26 protein-coding genes are annotated in these 24,791 nt (G+C 60.4%); 18 read left to right on the top strand and 8 right to left on the bottom strand.

Translation table 11 applies throughout. The features are described from left to right. Nucleotides 1-54: 54 nt before the first annotated feature. The gene (locus AC1Q6D_RS03145; RefSeq protein WP_256590279.1) at nucleotides 55-1,119 is read left to right on the top strand and encodes a GGDEF domain-containing protein; all 1,065 of its coding nucleotides are present in this window, start codon (nucleotides 55-57) and stop codon (nucleotides 1,117-1,119) included. A 21-nt stretch (nucleotides 1,120-1,140) separates the two neighbouring features. Here AC1Q6D_RS03145 and AC1Q6D_RS03140 read toward each other — a convergent pair whose 3' ends face one another. After that, complete coding sequence (locus tag AC1Q6D_RS03140; RefSeq protein ID WP_103404775.1) at nucleotides 1,141-2,706, bottom strand: aldehyde dehydrogenase (NADP(+)); 1,566 nt, start codon at nucleotides 2,704-2,706, stop codon at nucleotides 1,141-1,143. A 10-nt stretch (nucleotides 2,707-2,716) separates the two neighbouring features. Beyond that, nucleotides 2,717-3,340, bottom strand: a complete 624-nt coding sequence (locus AC1Q6D_RS03135; protein WP_103404776.1) for a cysteine hydrolase family protein — start codon at nucleotides 3,338-3,340, stop codon at nucleotides 2,717-2,719. A gap of 97 nt (nucleotides 3,341-3,437) precedes the next feature. Between AC1Q6D_RS03135 and AC1Q6D_RS03130 the strand changes: the two genes are divergently transcribed. The 3 genes from AC1Q6D_RS03130 (at nucleotide 3,438) to AC1Q6D_RS03120 (ending at nucleotide 4,934) form a co-directional block, all read left to right on the top strand. Continuing rightward, on the top strand, nucleotides 3,438-3,974 hold the full coding sequence (locus AC1Q6D_RS03130) for a winged helix-turn-helix transcriptional regulator (RefSeq protein ID WP_103404777.1): 537 nt from the start codon (nucleotides 3,438-3,440) through the stop codon (nucleotides 3,972-3,974). Between the two features lie 122 nt (nucleotides 3,975-4,096). Beyond that, nucleotides 4,097-4,441: a hypothetical protein gene (locus AC1Q6D_RS03125; protein ID WP_103404778.1), complete on the top strand. Its 345-nt coding sequence runs from the start codon at nucleotides 4,097-4,099 to the stop codon at nucleotides 4,439-4,441. Nucleotides 4,442-4,700: 259 nt separating this feature from the next. Beyond that, the gene (locus AC1Q6D_RS03120; protein WP_103404779.1) at nucleotides 4,701-4,934 is read left to right on the top strand and encodes a hypothetical protein; all 234 of its coding nucleotides are present in this window, start codon (nucleotides 4,701-4,703) and stop codon (nucleotides 4,932-4,934) included. A gap of 94 nt (nucleotides 4,935-5,028) precedes the next feature. On the opposite strand, the gene AC1Q6D_RS03115 is transcribed toward AC1Q6D_RS03120, so the two are convergent. Next, entirely contained in the window at nucleotides 5,029-5,763 is a 735-nt protein-coding gene (locus tag AC1Q6D_RS03115; RefSeq protein WP_103404780.1) for a FadR/GntR family transcriptional regulator, read from the bottom strand. Nucleotides 5,764-6,024: 261 nt separating this feature from the next. Between AC1Q6D_RS03115 and AC1Q6D_RS03110 the strand changes: the two genes are divergently transcribed. The 3 genes from AC1Q6D_RS03110 (at nucleotide 6,025) to AC1Q6D_RS03100 (ending at nucleotide 9,406) form a co-directional block, all read left to right on the top strand. Next, nucleotides 6,025-7,131, top strand: a complete 1,107-nt coding sequence (locus tag AC1Q6D_RS03110; RefSeq protein ID WP_103404781.1) for a mandelate racemase/muconate lactonizing enzyme family protein — start codon at nucleotides 6,025-6,027, stop codon at nucleotides 7,129-7,131. Between the two features lie 110 nt (nucleotides 7,132-7,241). Further along, on the top strand, nucleotides 7,242-8,183 hold the full coding sequence (locus AC1Q6D_RS03105; RefSeq protein WP_103404782.1) for an AEC family transporter: 942 nt from the start codon (nucleotides 7,242-7,244) through the stop codon (nucleotides 8,181-8,183). Nucleotides 8,184-8,533: 350 nt separating this feature from the next. Continuing rightward, a complete protein-coding gene (locus AC1Q6D_RS03100) occupies nucleotides 8,534-9,406 on the top strand; it encodes a DNA/RNA non-specific endonuclease (RefSeq protein WP_103404783.1) in 873 nt (290 codons plus the stop codon). 84 nt (nucleotides 9,407-9,490) lie between these two features. Here the strand turns inward: AC1Q6D_RS03100 and AC1Q6D_RS03095 are convergent, their stop codons facing one another. Continuing rightward, complete coding sequence (locus AC1Q6D_RS03095) at nucleotides 9,491-10,051, bottom strand: lipid-binding SYLF domain-containing protein (RefSeq protein ID WP_103404784.1); 561 nt, start codon at nucleotides 10,049-10,051, stop codon at nucleotides 9,491-9,493. Between the two features lie 373 nt (nucleotides 10,052-10,424). Between AC1Q6D_RS03095 and AC1Q6D_RS03090 the strand changes: the two genes are divergently transcribed. Together AC1Q6D_RS03090 and AC1Q6D_RS03085 are read left to right on the top strand one after the other, a co-directional pair. Continuing rightward, nucleotides 10,425-11,477 carry a metallophosphoesterase gene (locus tag AC1Q6D_RS03090; protein ID WP_256590280.1) on the top strand — a complete coding sequence of 351 codons (1,053 nt, stop codon included), beginning with the start codon at nucleotides 10,425-10,427 and terminating at the stop codon, nucleotides 11,475-11,477. Nucleotides 11,478-11,773: 296 nt separating this feature from the next. Next, nucleotides 11,774-12,235, top strand: a complete 462-nt coding sequence (locus AC1Q6D_RS03085) for an HvfA family oxazolone/thioamide-modified RiPP metallophore (RefSeq protein ID WP_047529891.1) — start codon at nucleotides 11,774-11,776, stop codon at nucleotides 12,233-12,235. 214 nt (nucleotides 12,236-12,449) lie between these two features. Here AC1Q6D_RS03085 and AC1Q6D_RS03080 read toward each other — a convergent pair whose 3' ends face one another. Then, nucleotides 12,450-13,478, bottom strand: coding sequence for a D-cysteine desulfhydrase family protein (locus AC1Q6D_RS03080; protein WP_103404786.1), 1,029 nt, complete (start codon nucleotides 13,476-13,478; stop codon nucleotides 12,450-12,452). A 248-nt stretch (nucleotides 13,479-13,726) separates the two neighbouring features. On the opposite strand from AC1Q6D_RS03080, the gene AC1Q6D_RS03075 reads away from it, so the two are divergent. From AC1Q6D_RS03075 to AC1Q6D_RS03055, 5 genes are all read left to right on the top strand, one after another. After that, entirely contained in the window at nucleotides 13,727-14,980 is a 1,254-nt protein-coding gene (locus tag AC1Q6D_RS03075) for an MFS transporter (RefSeq protein ID WP_103404787.1), read from the top strand. 128 nt (nucleotides 14,981-15,108) lie between these two features. Then, nucleotides 15,109-15,423 (top strand): DUF485 domain-containing protein, encoded by a 315-nt coding sequence (locus AC1Q6D_RS03070; protein ID WP_103404788.1) that lies wholly within the window; start codon nucleotides 15,109-15,111, stop codon nucleotides 15,421-15,423. Then, nucleotides 15,420-17,093, top strand: coding sequence for a cation/acetate symporter ActP (actP, locus tag AC1Q6D_RS03065; protein WP_103404789.1), 1,674 nt, complete (start codon nucleotides 15,420-15,422; stop codon nucleotides 17,091-17,093). Before AC1Q6D_RS03070 ends, actP begins: the two co-directional genes overlap by 4 nt. Nucleotides 17,094-17,152: 59 nt before the next feature. After that, a complete protein-coding gene (locus AC1Q6D_RS03060; RefSeq protein WP_103404790.1) occupies nucleotides 17,153-17,707 on the top strand; it encodes a cytochrome b in 555 nt (184 codons plus the stop codon). A 3-nt stretch (nucleotides 17,708-17,710) separates the two neighbouring features. Then, the gene (locus tag AC1Q6D_RS03055; protein WP_103404791.1) at nucleotides 17,711-18,712 is read left to right on the top strand and encodes an NAD(P)H-dependent flavin oxidoreductase; all 1,002 of its coding nucleotides are present in this window, start codon (nucleotides 17,711-17,713) and stop codon (nucleotides 18,710-18,712) included. A 129-nt stretch (nucleotides 18,713-18,841) separates the two neighbouring features. Here AC1Q6D_RS03055 and AC1Q6D_RS03050 read toward each other — a convergent pair whose 3' ends face one another. Continuing rightward, on the bottom strand, nucleotides 18,842-19,729 hold the full coding sequence (locus tag AC1Q6D_RS03050; RefSeq protein WP_103404792.1) for a LysR family transcriptional regulator: 888 nt from the start codon (nucleotides 19,727-19,729) through the stop codon (nucleotides 18,842-18,844). 113 nt (nucleotides 19,730-19,842) lie between these two features. On the opposite strand from AC1Q6D_RS03050, the gene AC1Q6D_RS03045 reads away from it, so the two are divergent. From AC1Q6D_RS03045 to AC1Q6D_RS03030, 4 genes are all read left to right on the top strand, one after another. After that, complete coding sequence (locus tag AC1Q6D_RS03045; RefSeq protein WP_256590281.1) at nucleotides 19,843-20,064, top strand: MOSC domain-containing protein; 222 nt, start codon at nucleotides 19,843-19,845, stop codon at nucleotides 20,062-20,064. A 27-nt stretch (nucleotides 20,065-20,091) separates the two neighbouring features. Continuing rightward, entirely contained in the window at nucleotides 20,092-20,514 is a 423-nt protein-coding gene (locus AC1Q6D_RS03040) for an MOSC domain-containing protein (RefSeq protein WP_256590282.1), read from the top strand. A 139-nt stretch (nucleotides 20,515-20,653) separates the two neighbouring features. Then, entirely contained in the window at nucleotides 20,654-22,171 is a 1,518-nt protein-coding gene (locus AC1Q6D_RS03035; protein ID WP_103404793.1) for a CoA-acylating methylmalonate-semialdehyde dehydrogenase, read from the top strand. 106 nt (nucleotides 22,172-22,277) lie between these two features. Continuing rightward, the gene (locus AC1Q6D_RS03030; protein ID WP_103404794.1) at nucleotides 22,278-23,327 is read left to right on the top strand and encodes an NAD(P)H-dependent flavin oxidoreductase; all 1,050 of its coding nucleotides are present in this window, start codon (nucleotides 22,278-22,280) and stop codon (nucleotides 23,325-23,327) included. A gap of 199 nt (nucleotides 23,328-23,526) precedes the next feature. On the opposite strand, the gene AC1Q6D_RS03025 is transcribed toward AC1Q6D_RS03030, so the two are convergent. Next, nucleotides 23,527-23,727, bottom strand: a complete 201-nt coding sequence (locus tag AC1Q6D_RS03025) for a hypothetical protein (protein ID WP_146041502.1) — start codon at nucleotides 23,725-23,727, stop codon at nucleotides 23,527-23,529. A 189-nt stretch (nucleotides 23,728-23,916) separates the two neighbouring features. Next, complete coding sequence (locus AC1Q6D_RS03020) at nucleotides 23,917-24,588, bottom strand: class I SAM-dependent methyltransferase (protein ID WP_103404795.1); 672 nt, start codon at nucleotides 24,586-24,588, stop codon at nucleotides 23,917-23,919. Nucleotides 24,589-24,791: the final 203 nt, after the last annotated feature.

Below are 24,791 nucleotides of genomic sequence, written 5' to 3'. Positions count from 1 at the left end.
GGTATGCTCCCCCGCACGCTGCGAATGCCCAAAACAAATAACCACAGTGATGCCATGAGCCAATCAGAATCGCGTGCGAATGTTTTAGCGCTGTATCCGGAAGACACCCGGGAGGCCGCGGCCTTGCTCAAGCAGGCCGTGCCCCTGATGGTCCGCCACAACATTGCGCCCAATCCTGTGCATTACGCACTCTGGTACACCTACAGCAAGGGCCAGGACCCGGAGCTCAATCGCCACCTGGACCGGGTGCTCAGAGACTTCGACTACTTTCCGCCGGAATCCGCCACCAAGCTGTTTCGCGAGCACATCATCCGTGACGAACTGGACGATGTCCGTGCGGACCAGCATCAGGTCATCAGTCTGGTGGATGGCATGGAGCGGGATGTCTCGCGCAGCGTAAAGGGCAATCTGACTTTTCAGAGCCGTCTCGGCCAGTGCATGGAGATGCTCGATGAGCCGGTCAGCGCTCGTCTGCCGGACATCTTGAGCGAGCTGCAGCAGAGCACCCGGCTGATGCAGAGCCAGCAGGAACACTTCCTTGCCCAGTTGCAATCAGCGCAAAGTGAAATCAAAACCCTGCGGGACAAACTCGAGCGTGCGCAACGGGCCGCCACGCTGGATGGCCTGACCGAGCTGCTCAATCGGTCTGCGTTCACCCGCCAGCTGGAGCAGGCGCTGGTCAAAGCGTCGCAAAACGTGGCGCTGGTCATGCTGGATATCGATCATTTCAAGCAGTTCAACGATCAGTACGGTCATCCGCTGGGCGATCGGGTGCTTCAGCATGTGGGTCAGGTACTGCGCGACGCGCTGCCAGCCAACGCTTTCGCGGCGCGCTACGGCGGTGAGGAGTTTTGTGTGGTGCTCGAACACTGCGCCGATCTCACCGTGGCCAACGCCTTCGCCGAACAACTGCGGTTGAAAGTCCAGTCGCTGCGGATCAAGGCGCGGGGCACCGACACCGTGCTGGACACGGTCACCGCGTCCTTTGGTGTCGCCTTCACTGAACCCGGTGACAACCTGGAAAGCCTGGTGACCCGCGCTGATGACGCGTTGTACCAGGCCAAGCGCAATGGCCGGAACCAGGTGCATACCTTGGAAAAAGACCCGGCAACCCCCTGAGTACCGGGCCTTCGTTGACACCTACTGACCGTCCACGCTGCGTGGCACTGCAAGGGCGTTGATGTCTCGCAGTGCCTCCGGTAGCAGCGCATCGGGAAAGCCCTGATACGACACCGGACGCAGGAAACGCTCAATGGACGTCATGCCCACCGAGGTGAAGCGGCTGTCCGATGATGCCGGAAACGGTCCTCCGTGGATGGTGGCGAAGGACACCTCCTGTGGGTGGGCAAACGCATTGACGACAATGCGACCGGTGCGACGCTCCAGTATCGGCAGCAAGCGCCGGGCCAGTTCGATGTCTGTCTGCTCAAGGTGCATGGCAGCGCTGAGCTGACCGCGAAGCGAGCGGGCGACGGCGAGCATTTGCGCCGCGTCCCTGACCTTCACCAACAACGCCGCCGGCCCGAACACTTCGTGCGCCAGTGCCGTCTCGCTGAGAAAATGCGCGCCATCGACTTCCAGCAACGCAGAGTGGCCATCCAGATCCCCATGGGCGGGCTCCCCCTCGACCGCCAGTCGGGCGCCGGCGCGTTGCAGGTCGTCGAGGCCGCGGATGTAAGACGCATGAATACCCGGCGTCAGCATCGGACGCGCAGCTGCTTGGGCCACGCGCTGGGCCATCGCGGCGCGCAACGCGTCAAATCCGGTGCCTTCGATGGCGATCAGGATCGCCGGTTTGAGGCAGGCCTGACCGACATTGACCAGCATGCGCTCGGCGAAACCATCACCGATCTGCGAACCACGCCCGGCCAGCGCGTGGGGCAGGACGAATGTGGGGTTGACGCTGGTCATCTCGGTAAACACCGGAATCGGGTCCGGGCGCCGTTGCGCACGACGGTACAGCGCCATGCCACCTTGTTCCGAGCCGGTGAAGGTCACCGCCTTGATCAGCGGATGGTCGACCAGGGCTTCGCCAATCGCGTTGCCAATGCCGCGTACCATGGAGAACACACCTTCAGGCAGTCCGCTGTCCTGCACCGCCTGGCGGATGGCTCGGGCCTGAATTTCCGAGGCGCCCGGGTGGGCGTTGTGGGCCTTGACGATGACTGTTGCGCCAGAGGCCAATGCTGAAGCGGTGTCGCCCCCGGCCACCGAGTAGCTGATGGGGAAGTTGCTCGCGCCAAAAATCGCCACCGGGCCGATGGCGATTTTCTGCAGTCGATGGTCCATGCGCGGGCGGGGTTGGCGATCAGGTTGCGCCGGGTCGATGGCCACTTGCAGGAAGCGCCCTTTGCGCACGACATCGGCGAACTGGCGGAACTGGGTGGCGGCTCTTGCGACTTCACCCTGCAGTTGCGCCTCGGGCAAACCGGTCTCCAGCGCTGCCCGTGCCGCGAGCTCTTTGCTGGCGGCATCGAGATGGTCGGCGATGCGTTCGAGGAACGCCGAGCGCTCGGCGAGCGAGGTATGGCTGTAGGCGTCAAAGGCCTCGTCGGCGAGGGTCGCGGCCTTGTCGACCTGCTCGACGCCGCCCAAGGCGAAATCCGGCTCGATGAGCTGGTTGGTCGCGGGGTTCAGCGCCTTCATGGTCCCTTCGGTGGCAGGGAATTCATGGGCGCCGATCAGCAGATTTCCGGTCAATTTCATTTTGTGCACCTTACTGCGCCAGCGTGGCGATGAGTTCGTCCGTCGTCACGATGGCGTGGGCGAACGTCGGGCCGTTGAGTTCATGGGCGGCGTGCATCATTTCCGGCTTGAATGCCGCAGTGGCGTCTCGCACCAGGGTGACGTGGTAGCCGAGTTCCTGAGCGTAACGGGCGGTGGCCTCAATGCAGGTGTTGGCCAGCAGGCCGACGATGATCACGTGGGTGACACCCATTTGCTTCAAGCGGAAATCGAGGTCGGTGTTGGCGAAACCGCTCGATCCCCAGTGTTCGGAAACAACGATGTCACCTTCCTTTGGCGCGAAATCCGGGTGCCATTCCCCGCCCCATTCCCCGCGTGCGAAGTGGTGCATGTGCTGGATCTTGCACTGGGAGGGGCTCGGGTGATCCCAGTTTTCGTAGTCGCCTTTTTCCCAGCGCCGGTGCGGTACGATGACCACCGGAATGTCGAGGGAGCGGACAGTACGATCGAGGGCGCGCAGGTTGTCGAGCAGGCCGACTTGCTCGGCGATCGGCTTGATCAAGGGGAAGACTTTGCCGCCCTCGGACAGAAAATCGTTGTAGGGGTCGACCAGCAGGTAAGCGGTCTGGCCAAGCGGGTAGGCAGCGTTCGACATGACAGTTCTCCAGGGAAGGGGTTGATCCGTGCCACGGGCTTGCCTTGGCATGTTGTAGATATGATAATCATAGTGAGTGTGAAAGAGGCAAGACCGTATGTCGATAAAAAAGAGTAGTCCTGAAACCCTGTGCCCGATTTCCCGGGCCGAATCGGTCGTCGGAGATCGCTGGACCGTGCTGGTGCTCAGGGAATTGTTCATGCGCAGTCATCGCTTCGATGAGATTCAGGCGCAGACAGGTGGCACTCCCCAGATGGTCGCCGCACGCCTGAAAAGCCTGGAAGCCGACGGGCTGGTCGAACGTCGTGCCTACAGCGAACGGCCGCTGCGTCACGAGTACCACCTCACTGAAAAGGGGCAGGCCTTTTACTCGGTGATTCTTGCCTTGCGTGCCTGGGGGGAAACCTGGTGCAAATCGCAAGAGGAGGGCCTGGCGGTGCGATACACCCACCAGACCTGCGGGCAACCCGCCGGGCTCGGGCCGCTTTGCGAACATTGCGGCCAGCTGTTGCGCCGTGAAGAACTGATCAGTGAGCCGAGTGCCGCTTATGCCCTGGAGCGACAGGCGCGGCGTGATGCGTTCAAGGGCAGCCGCGCCGCGGAGCCCTCAACGAAAGTCGATAAACCTGACTGAGCCTGGTCACTGCGGCTGACTATTCGTTCAGGTAATAGTGACCATCACCGATCTCAAGTTTTGTTGTGTGCCAAAAACAAGGAAAATCGCGCACATCCAAATGCTTCCCAGGAATTTGCGCGATGAATATGTTGACCCGGCAAGCGCTCGTCGCATGCTTGCTGTTGTCCGGCTGTGCCTCGGCCCCGAACGCCCCGACGCTGACGTTGCAGACCAGGAAAGCTCCTGCGGATTACGCACACTGCGTATTACCGAAACTGCAGCACGACTCGCTGCAAGCCACCGTATCGGAGACCCAGCGCAGCTACCGGATCGTCGTGTCCAGCAAAGTCGCCGCGGACGATGTGCTCGAGGCCTATAAGGACAAGGCATCGAATGGCGGCAAGGTGTTTTTGTACGAGCGTGCGCTGCTGGCTTCGACTTTCGGTCCTTCCCCACTCGAACGCGCCGCGCAGGAATGCCTTTAAGCCAGGTGCCGGTCGTTCCGTTTCCATGACATCTGCTCGCTTGTGCGGGCGCGTCTATGGACCTGAATTGATGCCATGGGCATTGCCTTAAACGTTCGCGGGCGTTGAGTGGATCAACGAATGCGACCTCTCCGCACTGTAAGCGACAAGGCCACGAACTTTACCCACCTTTCTTCGGTCGACCCATCACCTGCCAGATCAGTGCGCTCGAGCGTGAGGGCCATGACAGATCGGGCACAACCATAAAAAGGTGATCGTGATGAGTTGTCTTATTTGTGCCGGCGTCGCACAGCGAATTCAGTGTCACGGCCCCTGGGAGGAGAGAGATTGCCCGGAGTGCGGCCGCTATCGCGTGTCCGATGAGCTCATCCTGACGCTGATGGAGCAGGGACAGATTTTTGATGTCGGCAAAACCAGGGGCTGGCTTGATAGCCGGCGTGTGGACGGTGCTGTTCCTTCCATCGAGATCCATGAAGCACTGCTGGTGCCTTGATGGAAGCAGGGGACAGATCCCTGGTGCCTGTCCCTCGGCGCGACTGCGTCACAGCCACCTGGCTTGTTGTAGAACAATGAGACAACTGGCGGCCTCAGAAGAACGTGATCTCGTAGCCGAATCGCGATGCGGCACTGACAATGTGCTGGCCCATGATCCGACGCGCCGCTTCCGCATCCCGGTTGATGAATGCCTGCACGAGGTCTTCATGCTCGCCGCGCGCTGCATGGGGAATATTGCTGAACACCGGACCCCGCCGTGCAAAGGTCATGGAGATCAGCGCTCGCATCGGTTCGAGCACCGTGCGGATCATTGTCTCGAGATAGTCGTTGCCTGACGCGGCAGCCACCGCCCGATGGAAGTCGAGGTCAGCGTTGACCGTGTCCAGAGTCGGTTCCCCTTCGTACTGCATTCGCAGCACCGCCGCCTGAATCGTTTTCAGCGTGTGGGGCGTCATATGCGATGCCGCCAGCGCAGCGGCCTGGCTTTCCAGTACCGCCCGTACTTCGAACATGTTGCGCATCGTATTGTCGCCGTCCAGAAACGGCGTGCTTTCACGCGGCGCCAAAGGCTCCGGCGACTGGGCGGCGGCCGAGACGAATACGCCCACGCCCTGGCGCGACTGGATCAGTCCCTGGGCTCGAAGCGTGGCGATGCCTTCGCGCACCACATTCCTGCTGACACCGAAGTTTTGCGAGAGAAACTGTTCGGTCGGAAGGCGGTCGCCTGGCCGCAGTCGGCCGGAGGCAATCTCGTCACTCAACGAGCGGGCGATGTGCTCAGCCAGATGAGGGCGCCGCGCCACGGGTTGCACATTCATTTCACTCATGCGGATTCATTCCTCTCACTTGTCTACTTAATCTACATCAGAAGACTTGTTCCTGACAGTTGAAACTGAATTTCATTATCGACATAAGTAAAATAAATAAATAAAAACAATGGTTTAAGTATTGGTTTGATCTGGAGTCATCAAAAGGCAGCAGTTGTTCAGTTGAAGGACAACAGGATGTCTTGTACGTTGTCCTCAACCTGGCACGGGCGAAATCCGAAAACACCGCGCCACCGTTGCAACCTGCTTGAGGCACCGTCTATGAAAATTGCCAGTATTGAAACCATTCCGCTGCGGATCCCCTTTACCACGGGAGGGCGGTCGGCCGGCGGGGTTTGGGGGCCGAAAGACCTTCAGATGGTCGATTCCCTCGTGGTCAAGATCACCACCGATGACGGTCTCGTTGGCTGGGGCGAAACCTTCGGTTTTACCGCGATACCCGCTGTGAAAGTCGTCATCGACACTATCCTTGCGCCCGAACTGATCGGCAGTGATGCCACTCGGCGCGAGAAGTTGCAGGGCGATCTGCAGAAGAAATTTCACGTCTTCGGTCGCAGCGGTGCCTTCATCTATGGGCTTTCGGCGATTGACATCGCGCTGTGGGATATCGCCGGCAAAGCGGCCGGCAGACCGATCTACCAACTGCTTGGCGGCAGTGAGGCCACTTCGCTGGCGGCCTATGCAAGCCTGATCCGCTATGCCGACCCCGAACTCATCCGCATCAACGTACAGCGCGCGGTCAACAGCGGTTTCCGCCACCTCAAGTTGCACGAGGTGGATGTCGAGGTCATCCGCGCCGCGTGCGAAGCCGCTGGCCCCGACGTGGAAATCACCCTCGACGTCAACGCCCCCTGGACGGTGCGCGAAGCGCTCGACATGACCGAGAAACTTCGCCCGTTGAATCTGCGCTGGATCGAAGAGCCGGTGTGGCCGCCGGAAAATTATTCGGGGCTGGCGACGGTGCGCCAGCAAGGCGGCATCCCGGTTGCAGCCGGTGAAAACGCGTCGACGCTGATGGACTTCCAGCACCTGCTTGAAGCCGGCGCGGTCGACTTCGTTCAGCCCAGCCCGGCCAAAATGGGCGGCATCACCGAACTGCAAAAAGTCTATGCGCTGGCTAACGCCCACGGCGTCACCGTGATGGTCCACGCCTTTTATGACGGCCCCGGCCTGCTGGCCGCCGTGCATGGCAGTGCGGCCCTGGGCGGTGCGAAATCCCTGGTCGAATGGCGTTACTTCGATCTCGAAGCGCAGTTGTATGGCGACGCCATCATTCCGCGTAACGGCCGCATCGACGTACCACAAGGGCCGGGGCTCGGCATCGAGCCAGACCAGGACGTCATCCGCGACTACCGCTTCAAACCCTGACCACCCAAGCCGCCCGGTCTTTGCCGGGTGATCGCGGCCGGCACAACAGCCGTCGGCCGCGATCAGCGATGGCGACATTCTTGATAAAAATAAATACGAGGATTGCGGACATGTTAGACAGGATCGTAGGGCCCATTCTGCCCGTCGCCTTTGTGATCGCGCTGGGCTATATCGCCGGCAAGCGCGGTCGACTCACCCATTCGGACAGCCTGCTGATCAGCCGGCTGGTACTCGGCTGGATATTCCCGGCGCTGCTTTTTGTCGGGATGGCGAGCACACCGCGTGAACAGCTCCTCGACTTCAAGTTCGTCGCGGCCACGTTCATCGGCATCATGGGCATGTACACGATTGCGCTGGCGATCGGCTGGTTCACCACTCGCAATCTCAAGGTTGCAACGCTCAAGGGCTTCGTCAACGGTTACCCGGACGCAGCGTTCATGGGCATCCCCATCCTCGCGACGATGTACGGCGCCGGCAGCATTTATTCGGTGCTCGTGCTGAACCTGGTTGCGAGTCTGGTGATGATCCCGCTGACTACCATGTTGCTCACCATCGCCGATGGAAAGGGCAGTGGTTCCCAGGCATTCGTGTCGAGCCTGTCGGGAGCGGTCCGTCGTCCGCTGATGTGGGCGCCGGCCCTGGGCATTCTGATCTCGCTGCTGCAGGTCAAGATGCCACCGATTGCAGCGGAGTCCCTCACGCTTCTGGGCAAGGCAACGCCTGGCGTATCGCTGCTGTGCCTGGGTTTGATCATGTCGTCGGAGAAACTGAAAATGTCCGGCGAAGTGTGGGGCAATCTCGGGCTCAAGCTGTTCATTCACCCGGTACTGATGTTCGCCGCCACTGTCGTACTGGGCACCCACGGGCTTTACGCACAACAGATGATTCTGCTTTGTGCGCTTCCGTCGGCGACCATACCGGCCATGTTCGCGAACCAGACCGGTGCTTATCAGAGTGAAGCCGCGACCTCCATTCTGGTCAGCACGGTGCTGTCGATCGTGACGTTTTCTGCGGCGATCTACCTGATCGATGGAGGGCTTGCCGCAGCCTGAGCATGCCCAACGGCTTGAACAGGTGTCGCCTTCACATACCGCAGCCTGCAGGAACGGCCGCAGGCTGCGGTCTTTTATGAATCCACGGCTGTTCTCTGTCGATCGCTTCTTCGACGTGCGCGTAGAATGCGAGCGCCGTTGAGCACTAATGTGAGTTGTGACGGTCAATAAATCCCGCACGACCCTTCAGTGGTCATGCCGCTCGTAGCCGATCGGGTTCGTATCGGTATTTTGATCAAGGACAGTGAAAGCATGCTCGCCGCCATGTAACCGCAACAATCTCCACCCGGTTTCGTGATACGGCACTCGCCGTACGCTTTCCCCGCCATTCCATTCGAAGAATCTAAAGCATGTACCTACGCAAAATTGCAGTTGGGCTGTCAGCCCTTGTTTTGCTCTCGACCGGGGCAGAAGCCCGCAGTCTGCTGGACTTCATCAAGCCGCCTGCCCAGCATCAGGAGCCGCAGTCCCGCTCCGGTTCGATCAGCCAGAGCGCGGCACTGGACCTCTACTCAAACAAACAGAAGCAACCGTCGTTCGATGGCTGCGCGGATCTGTTCCCGGCCTCCAGACCGATCAACCTGGCCACCGTGCCTTCCACCATGAACCCCCTGGCCCTGTGTTCCGACAATTTCGCGGTGCTTTACTCGCAAACCAGCAAGACGCCGCTGGTGGTCGTAGAGCGTCTTAATGCCGCGCAGCTACAGGATGCAAAAGGGGAGGAACGCACTAACCAGTTCTACCCGGACCCTCGCATCCCCAAGGGTGGGCGGGCAGAATTGAGCGATTACCGCAGCCAGCATCCGGCCGTGGACCGCGGTCATCAATCCCCGGCCGCCGATGCGCCGAGCCCCAATGCAATGGCCCAGTCCTTCGCGCTGTCGAACATGGTTCCGCAAGACCCGACCAATAACCGCAAGATCTGGAGCAAGGTCGAGTCTGACGTCAGGAAGTTTGCCAAACGGGCCGACGGCAATGTCTTTGTCTTCACCGGACCGCTTTTCGACGCTGGCCACGCGACGATTGGCGACAACAAGGTCTGGGTGCCCACGCGCCTGTTCAAGCTGGTGTATGACGCATCGTCCAAGCGGGCCTGGGCTTACGTGCTGCCCAACGCGGAAACCCGTATCGAGAGACCGATGGACTATGACGCCTTCGTGAAAAGTACCGGACTCAAATTGCTGGGCAATCTGCCGGTCACGGGTTCAGTGGGGCGCAGTTGATGGCGTCGACTTGATGAGTGGCACCCCAAGGTTGCACGCAACCCAGGGGTGCTGCACATAGATCGGCATCACGCGGGGCCGGGTCTAGCGCTTGATCAGGGATATCTTCGTCCCTTCGATACTGATCCCGGCCATCAATCCTTGCTGGTCGAAGATAAACGCGTAGGCGTCGTCCTTCAGCGTCGAGCTGGACAGGTTCTTCGCAACCCCTTCATCGACCACCACAACCGTCGGCCCTACGCCGATTTCCCAGCCCTTGGTTTCAGTGATGTATTTCAAGGCTTTGTCGTTCATCAGGAAAACCACATAGCCATAGGATTGGGCGCCCGCCTGCAGCCCCCACGAACCGCTGACGGAGTTGTAGTAATCCTCGACTTTCGTGCCCTTCATTAATACTCCCTCACCATAGCTGCCGCCGAATACAAGGCCCGCCTTGATGATTTTCGGGAAGACAAGCACGGCTTTGGCTTTGTGCGAGAGGGTCTCGGATAAGGGATTGGTCTTGTAGAGCCTCTGCAACGCTTGTCGAGAGTCGGTGTTCAGGTCTTCGGCGGTGGCCGCCCCCGCAGTGTTCAGGAGGCTTGTTGACGCCAATGATGCTGTCGCGAGGACCATCGACAGGAAGAAGCGCATTGATTGAGTCATTTGCGTACTCCGATAAGGGAGCAAGGGACGAGAGTGGCGGTCAGCACCTGCCTCAGACAGGAACGGAACCCACTGAAAGTATCCGGCGCACCCTAAAGTGTGTGAATCGCAAGCGTCGCTGTGGAGGCCGGAGGCCTTGATCTGTCGCGATGCCATCATTTGTTGTGACCACTGTGCGAGAGCCGGGTTCGCCGTTGACCGGCACTTTCGTTCGATGGCGGGCCTGGCTTTCAACCACCGACAGGGGAAAAGCGATTGGAAAGGTGTGCGTCACCATTTTTTAACAAAGTATGAACAACTGCTGTGATTTATTGGGAAGACAGTTCGAGCTTTATTAACCCCCCCTGATAGACCCTGGCCAGTGAGTTCCTGATTGAAACGCACATCGACTCCATCGCTGTCTGCAAAACGCTTGGTACTCCGAAGGATTGTGCGCTGCGCAGGCATCGCCATCGTTCTTTTATTGGCCGGTGGTGGTTATTGGCTGTACACCCCGCCATCGCCCTTTGTTCCGTTGTCAGGTCTGGAGCCTTCCGCTGTGTCGATGATCGCGTTGGGCGATCAAGGCAGCGGAAACATGCAGCAGTGGCGGGTCGGGCAGGCCATGGAACAGGTTGCGGCCAGAGAAGGGCGCCTGGACATGGTGGTGCTGCTGGGCGACAACTTCTACGGCAAGGCATTGACCAGTACCCATGACCTCAGCTGGCAAATCAAATTCGAGCGGGTCTATTGGGGACACTGGCTCAGTCACGTGCCGTTCTACGCGGTCCTGGGCAACCACGATTACCCGGTGTCACAGAAGGTCGAAATCGAATACGGCCAACAACACAAGGGGTCGGGTCGCTGGCAAATGCCGATGAACTTTTACACCAAGGATTTCGGTAGCGTCGATGGGCGTCCGTTGGTGCGAATGGTGTTCCTCGATACGTCGGCGCCACGTGAAAGCCTGCAACAGCAAATCGACTTGCTCGATCAGGCGTTCCAGGCACCCGGCCCGGCACCGGTGTGGCGCATTGCAGCGTCCCATCACCCGGTGCGCAATGAGGGCGAACATGGTGAAGAGTCGGACTTGATCGCCCGGCTCCTGCCGGTGTTGCAACGCAATAAGGTTGATGTGTTCCTGTCCGGACACAATCACAATCAGCAGCTGCTGCTGCGTGCCGGGGAACCCGCGTGGGTCATCTCCGGTGCGGGCGGTCAGAAGCTCGACAACTTGAGTATCTCCCCGGAGCAAAGCACGTTCGCCGCATCACGGGCAGGTTTTGCCAAACTCGACTTTAACGCCGATCAGTTACGGCTGGCGTATTACAACGATCGAGGTGATCTGGAGTCCGACTATCGCTGGGCCAGAAACTGCCCGTGGATGGCCAAGGGATGCTTGCTTCCCGGCGTCGTTCCACAAAACATCGCCCAGTCGGAGCACTGACGGGCAGTTTCGCCATGTTGAAAGTCGGGGCGCCCGACGCGCCCTGGCAGGATGAATCCGGCCAGGTCCTTGACAGGTGACGTCAGGCGCGTGGGCCCTGTGTATCGCTGTGTATCCGAACGCGGCGTACGCAGACTGGCTTACAAATGCCCCTCGATACGGATACATCCGGGATACACGGTTGCAGTCAAATAGCCCTGCCTTAGCGAGAAAGCACAACGCCCTCGCACCACGGCTTATCGCCTTGTGGCAATGACCTTAGCGGCTTGGCCGCACACCGTACCCGGAGAACCACCATGTCCCGTATGTCGAACAAATCCCGCATTGGCCTGATCGCAGTTGCACTGGCCGGCAGCATGAACCTCGCTTCGTCCGCCTTTGCCGCAGACGCACTGCCACAAGGCTATCAACTCGCGTCGGCGGAAAAGACCAGTGAAGGCAAGTGTGGCGAAGGCAAGTGTGGTGCCAGCGAAACCGGCGCCAAGGCGACCAAGACCAGTGAAGGAAAATGCGGTGAAGGCAAGTGCGGCGATGCATCCTTCGCCCGTACCGACACCGATCACGATGGCCGCGTGTCGCTCAAGGAGCTGCTGACCGTTGCTCCCCAGGGTGGCGAAGAGTTCAAGGCGATGGACACCAACAACGACGGTTACCTCTCCGAGGCCGAGGTCTACAAGTACCGCACCAATCAGTACACCTCCAACGGCAAGAAAGTGCCGACCGAACTGTTCACCAAAATGAGCAAAGCCCAAGGCTGATGTCATCGCGCCGTTCCAACCTCCCCGGGGTCGCACCCTGGGAGGTTTTCTGGTTTTCAGGCTTGGTTTTTTGCAAGCGCTGACTTGCCGGCGAAGGCATCAGCACCTGCAACATCAATGCTGGCAGTGCCGAGGCCATCGCGAGCAAGCTCCCACAAAGGGCATTGGTCGAACCGGAAATACGGGGCACAGCGAATCCCGTGTGAGCGTCCGGTCAGTCGAAGGCGTTGCGGTAAGCGAAAATGCCGGGCAGGCCGCCGGTCATCACAAATAACAGGTTGCTTCCTGCCGGATAGTCGCCGGCGCGAACCGCCGCCAGCAGTCCGGCAAAGGCTTTGCCGCCGTAGACGGGATCCGTAAGGAGGCCTTCGTGGGATGCCAGCAGCCGTACCGCGTCGAGCATGGCCTCGGTGGGTGCGCCATAGGCTTCGCCGCGCTGGCTGCCGTCAACGCTGACAGCGCTTTCGGCCAACGTGGCGCGGGGGTCAAGTAGTTGTAGGACCTGGCGGGTTTTTTCCAGGGTTGTGGCCGCCGCCTGGTCTTCGGTTACGAGTACGGTATAGCCGGCGATTTGCGTTGATGAGTGGGCGAGGGTGACGCCGGCCAACAGGCCTGAATGGGTTCCGGCACTGCCATTGGGAACGATGATCCGGTCGAAATGCACACCGAGCGCATCGGCCTGGCGCAGGATCTCGGCCGCGCAGGCGGCGTAACCCAGACTGCCTCTGGGGCTGGAGCCGCCCAGCGGCATCACGAAGGGTTTTTGACCTTCATGCCTGAGTTTTTCGACCCGTTCGGCGGCATAACCATCAGGAACGACGCCAAGGGGAAGCCGATGGATCTTCGCGCCGAAAAGGGCGTCCAGCACAACGTTGCCGTTGTGACGAAAGTCATCGTCGGTGCGCACGGCGGACGGGGTCAGAATCAGTTCGCAGGCCAGGCCCTGGCGAGCCGCGACAGCCGCGGTCAACCGTGCGTGATTGGACTGGAAACCGCCCCAGGTCACGAGTGTGTCGGCACCTTGCGCCAAGGCTTCGCCGAGTAAAAACTCCAGTTTACGCAGCTTGTTTCCGCCACCGCCGAGACCTGTCAGGTCATCTCGTTTGACGTAGAGATTGCAGCCGTTCATCTCGGGCAACTGGCTCAATCGGGTCAGTTTCTGAATCGGTGTCGGGCCTTCGAGCAGCGTTGCCCGCGGGTAGGCGGCGAGCGCGGTTTCGAGGTGACTCAAGTCATGGGGCATGCCGGTGTGCTCGTGAGGTAGAGGATGGAGTGGGTCTGTCACTCTATTAAGCGTCATCACGAAAGATAACTGCATCATGGGGAATTACAGTTGATACACCATGTAATGAGCGCTGGAGCCCACGCCCGCTCTGCACATCACTCATACAGATTGCTCTGATCAAATTAATTCGTTTTTTAAGATGCGTTCTCCCGCGTAGTGTCCGCCTGAATCCGTTTCTTCAATCCGAGCACATTACCGGAGCCCCCATGAGTTATGCCGATCGCAATCTTCTATATTGGCGCCGCAACCTGGCCGTCTGCGTGTTCGGTTCCTTCACCACGCTGGTGAGCCTGAGCCTGTTGCTGCCGTTTTTGCCGCTCTACGTGCAGCAGTTGGGCGTCACTTCGCAGGCGGCGGTGGTCCAATGGTCGGCCGTGGCATTCGGGGCGACGTTTTTCGGCACGGCGCTGACAGCGCCGATCTGGGGGCGTCTGGCCGACCGTTATGGGCGCAAGCCGATGTTGGTTCGAGCGGCCATTGGCATGGCTGTTGTGATGTCGATGATCGGGCTGGCGCGGGACGTGACGGATCTGGTGGTGCTGCGCCTGATCGCGGGTCTGATCGGCGGCTACGCTTCGGCCTCCATCGTGATGATCGGTTCCCAGGTGCCGAAGGAAAAGGCCGGTTGGGCTTTGGGTGTGCTGTCGACGGGGGCGTTGTCCGGCAATCTGATCGGGCCGTTGGTGGGAGGGTTCTTGCCGGAGTTCGTCGGTATCCGCGGCACGTTCTTCGTCGGTGGCGCCATGATCGCGGTGGCTGCCATCACCACGATCCTGCTCATTCGTGAGGATTTCGATCGCGCCTCGGACGGGGCGCGCCGCCACAGAGGCACGCGGATTGAGCTCGGGAGTTCACGTTGGCCGGTCATCGCCGCGTTATTGTCGACCGCGATGATGGTGTTGCTGGCCAACATGTCGATCGAACCGATCATCACGGTTTACATCGGCCACCTGGGTGTCGCACTGGATGACCAGGCGCGCATCGCCGGCGTGATCATGGCCTGTTCCGCGCTGGGCAGTATCTTGACCGCCGCACGGCTGGGGGCGCTGGCGGACCGCGTCGGCAGCTGGAACGTCATCATCGGCTGTTTGCTGTTGACGGGTGCGGTCATGGTGCCCCAGGCGTTTGTCACCCAATGGTGGCAACTGGCGATTCTGCGCGGGCTCATGGGCATGACCATTGCCGGACTGCTGCCGGCGATTGCCAAGCTGATCCGCCATTCAGTGGAGGAGCACAACACCGGCAAAGTCCTCGGCTATCTTCAATCGGCGCAATTTTCGGGGCAGGTGATCGGGCCTTTGATCGGTGGCCAGGTCGGTGCGCACTTTGGATTGCACCCGGTGTTTTTGGTGACGGGCGCGCTGCTGGTGTTCTGTGCCGGAATCAATGGTTGGGTGAAATATCGTTTTCAATCGGAGGCATTGAGATTCACCAAAAACGATCGACAGATTCATAATTGATCATTTTACATGATCATGGGCCGGGCATAGGTTGAGGGTGCAAATACACCGCAGCCGGTGGCGGATCGAGTCTTCGAATCTGAGGCTGTGGAACAACAATAACGCAACCACTGCTCCACGGAGTCAACGTGACCCATGCATCTGAATCAGCCAGAATCCGCAACCACCCCCGTTACAAGGATTTGGTCTCAAGGCAGCGACGGTTCGTCGCTTGCCTGACCGCCGCCACCCTTGTTCCGTACTTCACGTTCATCCTCGTCGCCGCGTTCGCGCCCAACCTTCTGGCGACCAAGCTTTCGGCAACCAGCATCATCAACATCGGTTGGCCGCTGGGCCTGGCGTTCATCATCGGGGCCTGGTTGTTCACCGGGCTCTACATCCTTCGGGCCAATGGCGAGTTCGATGAACTGACCGCAGAAATCCGCGCGGGGGTGATCGTATGAAACGCCTTCTTCGCAACCTCGTCCTGCCTGTCCTGCTCGGCGCATTCGCGGCTCGCGCCATGGCCGCCGATGCCTTGCAGAACGTCGAAAAACAACCGATCAACATCACCGCGATCAGCATGTTCCTGGTCTTCGTCGTGACGACCCTGGGCATCACCTACTGGGCCGCTTCCAAGACCAAATCGATGGATGATTTCTACAACGCCGGCGGTGGCATCACCGGGTTTCAGAATGGCCTGGCGCTGGCGGGTGACTACATGTCGGCTGCGGCGTTGCTGGGCGTCACCAGCATGATCTTCTTCAACGGCTTCGATGGGGTGCTGTACTCCATCAGCTTCTTTGTGGCCTGGCCGTTGCTGTTGTTTCTGTTTGCCGAGCGCATCCGCAATCTGGGGCGCATCACCCTCTCGGACATCGCCTCGTTCCGGCTCGATCAGAACCGCATCCGCACCCTGACAGCCTTTGGCTCGTTGACGGTGGTGTGCTTCTACCTGGTGGTGCAGATGGTCGGGGCAGGGCAGTTGATCCAGCTGTTGTTCGGCTTGCCTTACCACTATGCAGTCATCGCGGTGGGCCTGTTGATGGCGGTCTATGTCACCTTTGGCGGCATGGTCGCGACCACCTGGGTGCAGATCATCAAGGCCGGGTTGTTGCTATTGGGCGGCACCTTGCTGGCGTTTCTGGCGTTGAGCAAGTTCGGCTTTTCCTTCGACGTGCTGTTCGAGAAAGCGGTGGCCGCGCACCACGACGGCGAGCGGATTCTACTGCCGAGCAAACTGGTGGCCGACCCGCTGTCGCTGATCTCACTGTCATTGGGCCTGGTCTTCGGCACGGCGGGGCTGCCACACATCCTCATGCGTTTCTTCACCGTTCCGGACGCCAGGAAGGCGCGCAAGTCGGTATTCGTTGCCACGGGCTTCATCGGTTTCTTCTACCTGATCGTGGCCGTGCTGGGCCTGGCCGCCATCGTCATCGTCGGCCAGGACCCGGCCTTCTACGAGTCGGGGATTGTCGGCGGCAAGCTGATCGGCGGCGGCAACATGCCGGTGATGCACCTGGCCAAGGCCGTGGGCGGGGATCTGCTGCTCGGTTTCATCTCCGCCGTCGCCTTCGCGACGATTCTGGCGGTGGTGTCCGGATTGACCATGGCTGGCACCTCGGCGATTTCCCATGACCTCTATGTGATGGTCATCAAAAAGGGGCGAGCCGATGCCAGGGACGAACGTCGTGTGTCGCGCATCGCTTCGGTGGGCATCGGTATCGTCGCCGTGGCGCTGGGGATTCTGTTCAAGGATCAGAACATCGCCTTTCTGGTGGCGTTGACCTTTGGCGTGGCGGCTTCGGTCAACTTTCCGATCCTCGTGCTCTCGATGTACTGGAAAGGGCTCACCACCCGCGGCGCGTTAATCGGCGGTGTCGCCGGCCTGGTGAGCGCGGTCGGCCTGGTGATTCTCTCGCCCGCTGTGTGGGTCAAGGTACTGGGCAATCCCGAGGCGATTTTCCCGTATGACTATCCGGCAATCATCTCGATGAACGTGGCGTTCTTCTTCACCTGGCTCGGTTCGGTCACCGACCGCAGTCATGGCGCAGGGCTTGAGCGCGAGCGTTTCGACGATCAACTGATCCGTGCCCGGACCGGGCTCGGTGCCGCGCAGGCGGTCAGCCACTGACACGTTTTCGCCCAACCCATACCTATGCTGTTTTGCGCATTTTGCAAACGGAGTCAGCCATGCAACTAAAAGACAATGGCCTGAGATTTTCCCCTGTCACCGTCGCCCTGCACTGGGTCGTCGCATTCGCGCTGTTGGGGATTTTCGGCCTTCAGCTGGCCATCGGTCACGCCTCCGGCGAGGCACTGCGGGCAGCGCTCGGCCGGGTGCAAAACCTGTTGGGCCTGATCTTGTTCCTCGTCTCGATCTACCGCTTCTGGGCCCGGATCACCGCTTACCATCCGCTGCCCGTGGGCACGCCCAATCCCATCGAAGTGATTATCAGCCGCTCGGTGGCGGTGGCGCTCGCCCTGGCCATGGTGCTGCTGCCGGTGGCCGTGTGGGCTTCACGGGCCGCTGCCGGCGAAGGGGTGGAACTGCCGGGCGGATGGTCGATTCCGACATTGCTGCCGGTCAACGTGGTGTTGAAGGACGTCGTCGACGTGCTGTTCAACATCGGTGCTTCAGCCTTCCTCGCCGGCTTGGCCCTCCATGTGTTCGGCGCAATGAAGAATCACTTTCTCCTGAAGAACGACACGCTCAAGCGGATGCTTGGAAAACATGTGGAGCTGTGAGTCATGAACGAAGCCAGATTCGATTTTGCCGGTAACGCCATTACCCGGCTCTGCGGCGTGAAGTACCCGATTTTCCTCGGTGGTATGGCTGCGATTTCCGGCCCGCCACTGGTCGCTGCGGTGGCCAATGCCGGGGGCATGGGGGTGATTGGCGGCTTGCGCTTGCCGCCGTTGGCCTTGCGCCGTTGGATTCAGGAAACCCGCGCGCTCACCGATCAGCCCTTTGGCGTCAATTTGGTTCCGCAGTTCGGCGGGCCGGACGTGTTTGAAGCGCAGTTTCAGGTGATCCTCAAAGAGAAGCCCAAACTGCTGTCGCTGTTCTACGCCGAAAAGTATGGCGCCGACATGATCGCCCGGGCGAAAGACGCCGGACTGGTGGTCATGGTGCAAGCAGGGTCGGTGGAACTGGCCCGCCTTGCCATCGCCCAGGGCGCGGACATTATCGCGGCCCAGGGCAGTGAGAGTGGTGGGCACTTGAATCGCGGCACGATTGGCATCATGCCGTTGTTGACGTCGATCCTGGCGGTCTCGGAGGGGCGACCGGTGTTGGCCGCCGGCGGTATCGTCAATGGCGAAGACGTCCGCGCGCTGATGTCGCTCGGCGCGGCGGGGGTGTTGGTGGGCACGGCGTTTATCGCCACCGATGAGTCAAACGCCCATCCGCTGTACAAGCAGAAAATCGTCGAGGCGACCACCGATGACACCGAGTACCGCACCGGCTACTCGTTCGGCTGGACCTGGGGCACACCACACCGGGTGATCCCCAACCGGGACAAATGGAACCTGCTGCGCCTCATCGGCGGCGGGGCCCGCGCCATCGACAAACCGCGCATGGCGAAAAAGCTGTCGCTGTACGCGGGGCAGGGCGTGGGCAAGATCCACGGTGTCGTCCCGGCCGCCGAGCGCGTGGCGGAGCTGGTGCGCGGGTTGCCGGTGACGACAAGTCCAGTGCACCCCTGGTCATTGGTCGAGCCGGAAATCCGGTTACACAACCAATTGGTGTAGGTGCTGGCGTGTCGGATCGCCGCATCGCAGCGATGGTCGTTAACGATGATGCGTGTGAGCTGGATAAACGCGGCGTGCTTGAGGCCATCGCGAGCAGGCTCGCTCCTGCAGAGGGTATACAGGGACGTTTTACACCGCAGCCGGGCGGGCTATCTGTTGTTGCGCCAGGCCGATGAAGGCGCTCATGGCCGAGGTGATCATCGAGTCGTTGCGGCGGATGAACACGGTGGACACATGGGCGAACTCTGGCGGCAGTGTGTGGCATCGAATCGCATGCCGCACGCTGCAACTTTCAGCGATGGCCTTGGGCAGCAGAGTCACGCCCATGCCGGCGGCAACACACGAGAGGATGCCGTCGAGGGTGCCCAGTTCCATGATCTGGTTGGGTACCAGCCCGACCTGATAGAACCAGTTTTCCAGGGTCGAGCGATAGAAGCAGCCGGTGCGGAACACCAGCACCGTTTGCTGGGGCATTTTCTCGATCAGCGCGGCAAGCGTTTCGAAGTGGTTGCTGCTGACCAGCACCAGTTCTTCGGAAAACACTTCCTCCTGGGACAACGCTGAATTCTGGTGGAAGCCACCGACGAAGGCGCCGTCCAGACGATGGGCTTCAATCGCCTTGATCAGCTCCACCGTCGTGCCAGTCAGCAGCGACAGCTGGACGTCGGGGTATTGCTCGCGGTACTTGGTCAGCACTTGCGGCAAGCGGATGGCGGCAGTGGTTTCCATCGAGCCCAAACGCAGCAGGCCGGTCGGGCTACCGGTGTCCATCAGTGCGCTGCGACTTTCATCGGTCAGTTGCAGGATGCGCCGCGCATAACCGAGGAACGTCTCACCTGCCGAGGTCAGCACCACCCCGGACTTCTTGCGGATGAACAGTTCCCGGTTCAGTTCGGCCTCTAGCTCTTTCACGCGCATGGTGACGTTGGATTGCACCGTATTCACACGCACCGCGGCGGCGGTGAAGCTGCCCAGCTCGGCCACGGCGCAGAAAATCTTCAGTTGGCGCATTTCCATGAACGTCTCCATGCATCTTAAAAAGTGATTGCAGACATGCTTATCGATCACTTTACGGCCTTTAACGACGATTAGTAAAGTGATCGAAACCGACTGATGAGCGTAGTTCGACGATGACACTGACTTCGACAATCGACCATGTCTTTGCCGGAGGGCTGGAGGTGTTGCAGCCCGAAGGTCAGCGCACAGGCATGTTCAAACACCGAATCACGGGCCCGGCCCGCGTGGAGCTGCACGGCATTGTCGGCGACCAGCACGGCGACACGAGGGTGCACGGCGGCCCGGAAAAAGCCCTGCATCACTATGCGGCGCAGCATTACGAGCGATTGGCGTAAGCCTTTACCCACAGTGCCGGACAACTGGTGGCGGGTAGCCTGGGCGAGAATATTTCGGCCCGCGGACTGTCCGAATGCAGCGTGCACATTGGCGATGTATTCCGGATCGGCAGCAGCGTGGTGCAGGTGTCCCAGCCGCGTAGTCCGTGCTGGAAGATCAATCACCGTTTCGATGCCGAGCACCTGTCGATGTTTGTTGCCAGGGAGCGAATCACCGGTTGGTATTACCGGGTTCTTCAGCCGGGTTTCATTGAAGCGGGGGATCGGTTCGAACGGCTGGAACGGCACACCGAACGTTTTTCCATCGATCAGTTCTGGCGGGTGCAGTTGTCGCATCGGCCGGTGATTGACGATCTGCTGGCATTGGCGGCAGTCCCTGGCCTCGCGGACGATTGGCAGCGGCGCCTGACACAACGGGCGAACTGGTTGCAGAAAAGCTCTCACAATTAGTGATCCATAAGATCATTAATCATCATTTTACATGATTCATTGGCAGGCCTACCTTGGCCCTGCCAGACACGCAGACAACCTGCCTGGCACCTGACAACAACAAGAGATGGCTCTTATCCATCACCAGGGGACACCCGCCATGAGCAACCAGCCAGCAGAGATCGCCCACTACATTCACGGCCGCACGACCCCAGGTCATTCTGGTCGTACGCAGAACGTCACCAACCCCGCCACCGGTTCGGTCATCGGCACGGTGGCCTTGGCCAATGTCTCGGAAGTCGACGCGGCGGTGCAGTCGGCAGCGGCTGCATTCCCGGCCTGGTCGGCAACGCCTGCGCTGCGCCGCGCCCGCATCCTGTTCAAGTTCCTGGCCTTGCTCAACGAGCACCGCGACACCCTGGCGCGGATGATTACCCGCGAACACGGCAAAGTCTTCACCGACGCCCAGGGCGAAGTGACGCGTGGTATCGAAGTGGTCGAATTCGCCTGCGGTATTCCGCAGTTACTCAAGGGTGACTACACCGAGCAGGTCTCGACCAACATCGACAACTGGTCCATGCGCCAGGCGCTGGGTGTGGTCGCCGGCATCACCCCGTTCAACTTCCCGGTGATGGTGCCGATGTGGATGTTCCCGGTGGCTATCGCCTGCGGCAACACCTTCGTGCTCAAGCCGAGTCCGATCGACCCTTCGCCCTCGCTGCTGATCGCCGAGCTGTTCAAGGAGGCCGGGTTGCCCGATGGCGTGTTCAACGTGGTGCAGGGCGATAAAGACGCGGTCGATGCACTGCTCGATCATCCGGAAGTGAAGGCCGTGAGCTTTGTCGGATCGACGCCGATCGCCAACCACATCTACGAGACCGGTGCCCGCCACGGCAAGCGCGTACAGGCGCTGGGCGGGGCGAAGAACCACATGGTGGTGATGCCCGACGCCGATATCGACCAGGTGGTCGACGCGCTGATGGGGGCGGCTTTCGGCTCCGCTGGCGAGCGTTGCATGGCGATTTCGGTGGCGGTGTTCGTCGGTGACGTTGCGGACAAGGTCATGCCGAAACTGGTGGAACGTACCCGCACGCTGAAGATCCTCGAAGGCACGAACCTCGCGGCCGAGATGGGCCCGATTGTCTCGAAGGCGGCGCTCCAGCGCATTACCGGATACATCGAGCAGGGTATCGAGGAAGGGGCCGAGTTGCTGGTCGACGGTCGTGGCTTTGACGGTGCCCTGGCCGGAGAGAATTGCGCCGAAGGGTTCTGGCTCGGCGGCACGGTGTTCGACCATGTCACCGCCGACATGAAGATCTACCAGGAGGAGATCTTCGGCCCGGTGCTGGCCTGTATGCGCGTCAAGGACTTTGCCGAAGCGATCGATCTGGTCAATGCCCACGAATTCGGTAACGGCACCGCGTGCTACACCCGTGACGGCCACATCGCCCGTGAATTCGCCAGCCGCATTCAGGTGGGCATGGTCGGCATCAATGTGCCGATCCCTGTGCCCATGGCCTGGCACGGTTTCGGCGGCTGGAAGCGCTCGCTGTTCGGCGACACCCATGCCTATGGTGAAGAGGGCGTGCGCTTCTACACCAAGCAGAAATCAATCATGCAGCGCTGGCCGGACAGTATTGCCAAGGGCGCCGAGTTCGCCATGCCAACCTCCAAGTAAGGATTGACGTTTTTGGGTGGGAGGGCGTGTAGGCGCGGGCTTGCACACCGTCCGTTGTCCCGGGGGGGCGAACTCCTCGCTCCCGATTTTTTCCAAGGTGTGCTTTATGTCCAATCCACTGTTGTCCCTGTTGAACATCGAACTGCCCATCATCCAGTCGCCCATGGTGGGTGTTTCCACGCCCAGGCTCGCGGCGGCGGTATCGAATGCGGGCGGGCTCGGTTCCATCGGTATCGGGGCGAGCAGCGTCGAGCAGGCGCGCGACATGTTGCGAGCAACGGCTGCACTGACGGATAAGCCCTTTAATGTGAACCTGTTCTGCCATCGGCCTGCCGTGCATGACCCTGTTCGGGAGTCGCAGTGGCTGGATGTTCTTGCCCCTTTTTTTAGTGAATTCGATGCGCCCCCACCGACGGCGCTGCGTGAGATCTACACCTCGTTCGTCGAAGACCCGGACATGCTGCACATGCTGCTGGAAGAAAAACCGGCGGTGGTCAGCTTCCATTTCGGCTTGCCGCCGCAACCGGCCATCGACGCACTCAAGGACGCCGGCATCGTCCTGCTGTGTTCCGTGACCAGTCTGGCCGAAGCGCGGATGGCGGAGGGGGCTGGGGTAGATGCATTAGTGGCACAAGGATACGAGGCGGGTGGCCATCGCGGGGTTTTCGACCCACGGCAGGACAGTGAAATGGGCACTTTCGCCCTGGTGCGGGTGCTGAGTGCGGGCTGCCGACTGCCGATCATTGCTGCCGGCGGCATCATGGACGGTGCCGGCATCAATGCGGTCATGCAGCTGGGGGCGAGCGCTGCACAGCTGGGAACGGCATTTATTCTCTGTCCTGAATCCTGCGCCAATGGTGCCTATCGGGAGGCATTGAAGGGTCCGCGCGCGCATCAGACGCAAGTCACCAGCGTCATTTCGGGCCGTCCTGCACGGGGCATGGTCAATCGCAACTTCACCTCACTGGCGACGGGGGCCGTGGCGCTGCCGGACTATCCGCTGACCTATGACGCCAACAAGGCACTCAATGCGGCGGCAAATGCCAGGGGTAACACGGACTTCGCCGTGCAATGGGCCGGGCAGGGCGCACCGCTGGCTCGGGAAATGCCCGCTGCGGCATTGGTGAAATGGCTGGCGGCGCCAATGCAGTCCTGAAGGGATGGTTTGAGCGTGTCCGGCCTGGTCTGCGACGCGGTTAGCGGTCGAATCGACACCTTGGTGCCCGCCGGTCCGTCGAGCGCCGGGTAGGAAGCTAAAAGCCCTGAATAATCAGGGCTTTTTTCGTATTACGAAGGATGGAGGAAATGAACGAAAGGTCAGCTCGAACCCTTTGACTGGCCAGTGCGCTGATGGCTCATTTGCTGCGCGCGGCCGTTCGGTTCTGTGCAGCGTATTTCGCAAGGTTGTTGGATTCTTCTTCAAGATACAAATCCGCCGGACTCGGCCCTCTTGCCGCAATCAGTTCTATATCCGCGGATACCGCGATAAAGCGTCTGCCGGCCTGGGCGTTCGGGGATGAGTCAGCGGTTAGGGCGTTTCGTTTTGCGCCTGACATGGTGACGTCCTTGTATTTGTTTAAAAGTCATCAATACCGGCACGCAGCCACTATTTCAATCCTTTCATCTGGCTTAACTGAGACAATTTATGACAAGAAAGTAACCGATTGAAAAAAGATCACAGGCTGGCCGCAGGGCCTATCGCATCAGGCTTTCGCCAACCAGCGTACCCAAGCAAGGTCCGAGGCTCATCGCCGTGGTTCGGCCACCAGGAGCAACGACTGCGGTACAGGGCTTTGCGGGTGTTGCGGCTCCTGCAGATTGACCAGCTGAAACCCGGCCATGTCCAGCGCATTGAGCCAACTGCTCAAGGTCCGGAAGTACCACGGCATGGGTTGCCACTGGCCCTTGAACCCGTCGAAGCGCTCTTCGCGCCAACCATCCTGATAGTCGCCTGCCGCCGCCGTCCAGGGATGCAGCGTCTGGATCACCAGTGCCCCGCCAGGGGCGAGCAGGGCATTCATTGCGGCGAGCAAAGGAATGATGTCCTGATGGAGCAAGGCGAAGTTGGCGCAGATCAGATCGTAGTGACTGCCGATGTTCACCGTCGTTTCTGCCAACTCTTCATAGGTTGCCAGATGTACCGGTGAAGAGCCGGCCGCCCGCGTTGCCTCGACCAGCGTCGCATCGCCATCCACACCGACCGCGTTGATCGCCCGTTTTTCCAGTTCACGCAACAACCAGCCCTCACCGCAGCCCAGGTCGAGCACGCGTTCGGGTTGGCGCCCCAGTACCGCGAGCAGGATGGCCTGGTCGGTGACGGTAAGGCGGCTTTCAATGGCGCCGGTGCGGATCGCTTCGATCCAGGCCTGGGCGTTGTGGTTCCAGCTTTGCAGGAGTGTGGATGGCGGGGCGGGCATTTTGTCGTCCGATGTGGGTTGTCGGGATGGCGGCCAAACCGCCGTGCGTCGGGTTTGATGAACCTCACCTTGTTTCTGACTTCCACCGTCACTCGGCGTTCGGTGGTGTCACCCTGCACGAGGGCCACAACGCTCAGGCGCTCGCCAGGTGGCATTCCTTATTTATCTGTTGCTTTCCAGCAACCCATTGAGGCCTTTGGCAT

The sequence above is a fragment of the Pseudomonas sp. MT92 genome, from assembly GCF_058792515.1.
The sequence above is the reverse complement of the archived record's forward strand: the minus strand, read 5'-3'. Positions and strand labels throughout refer to the sequence as shown.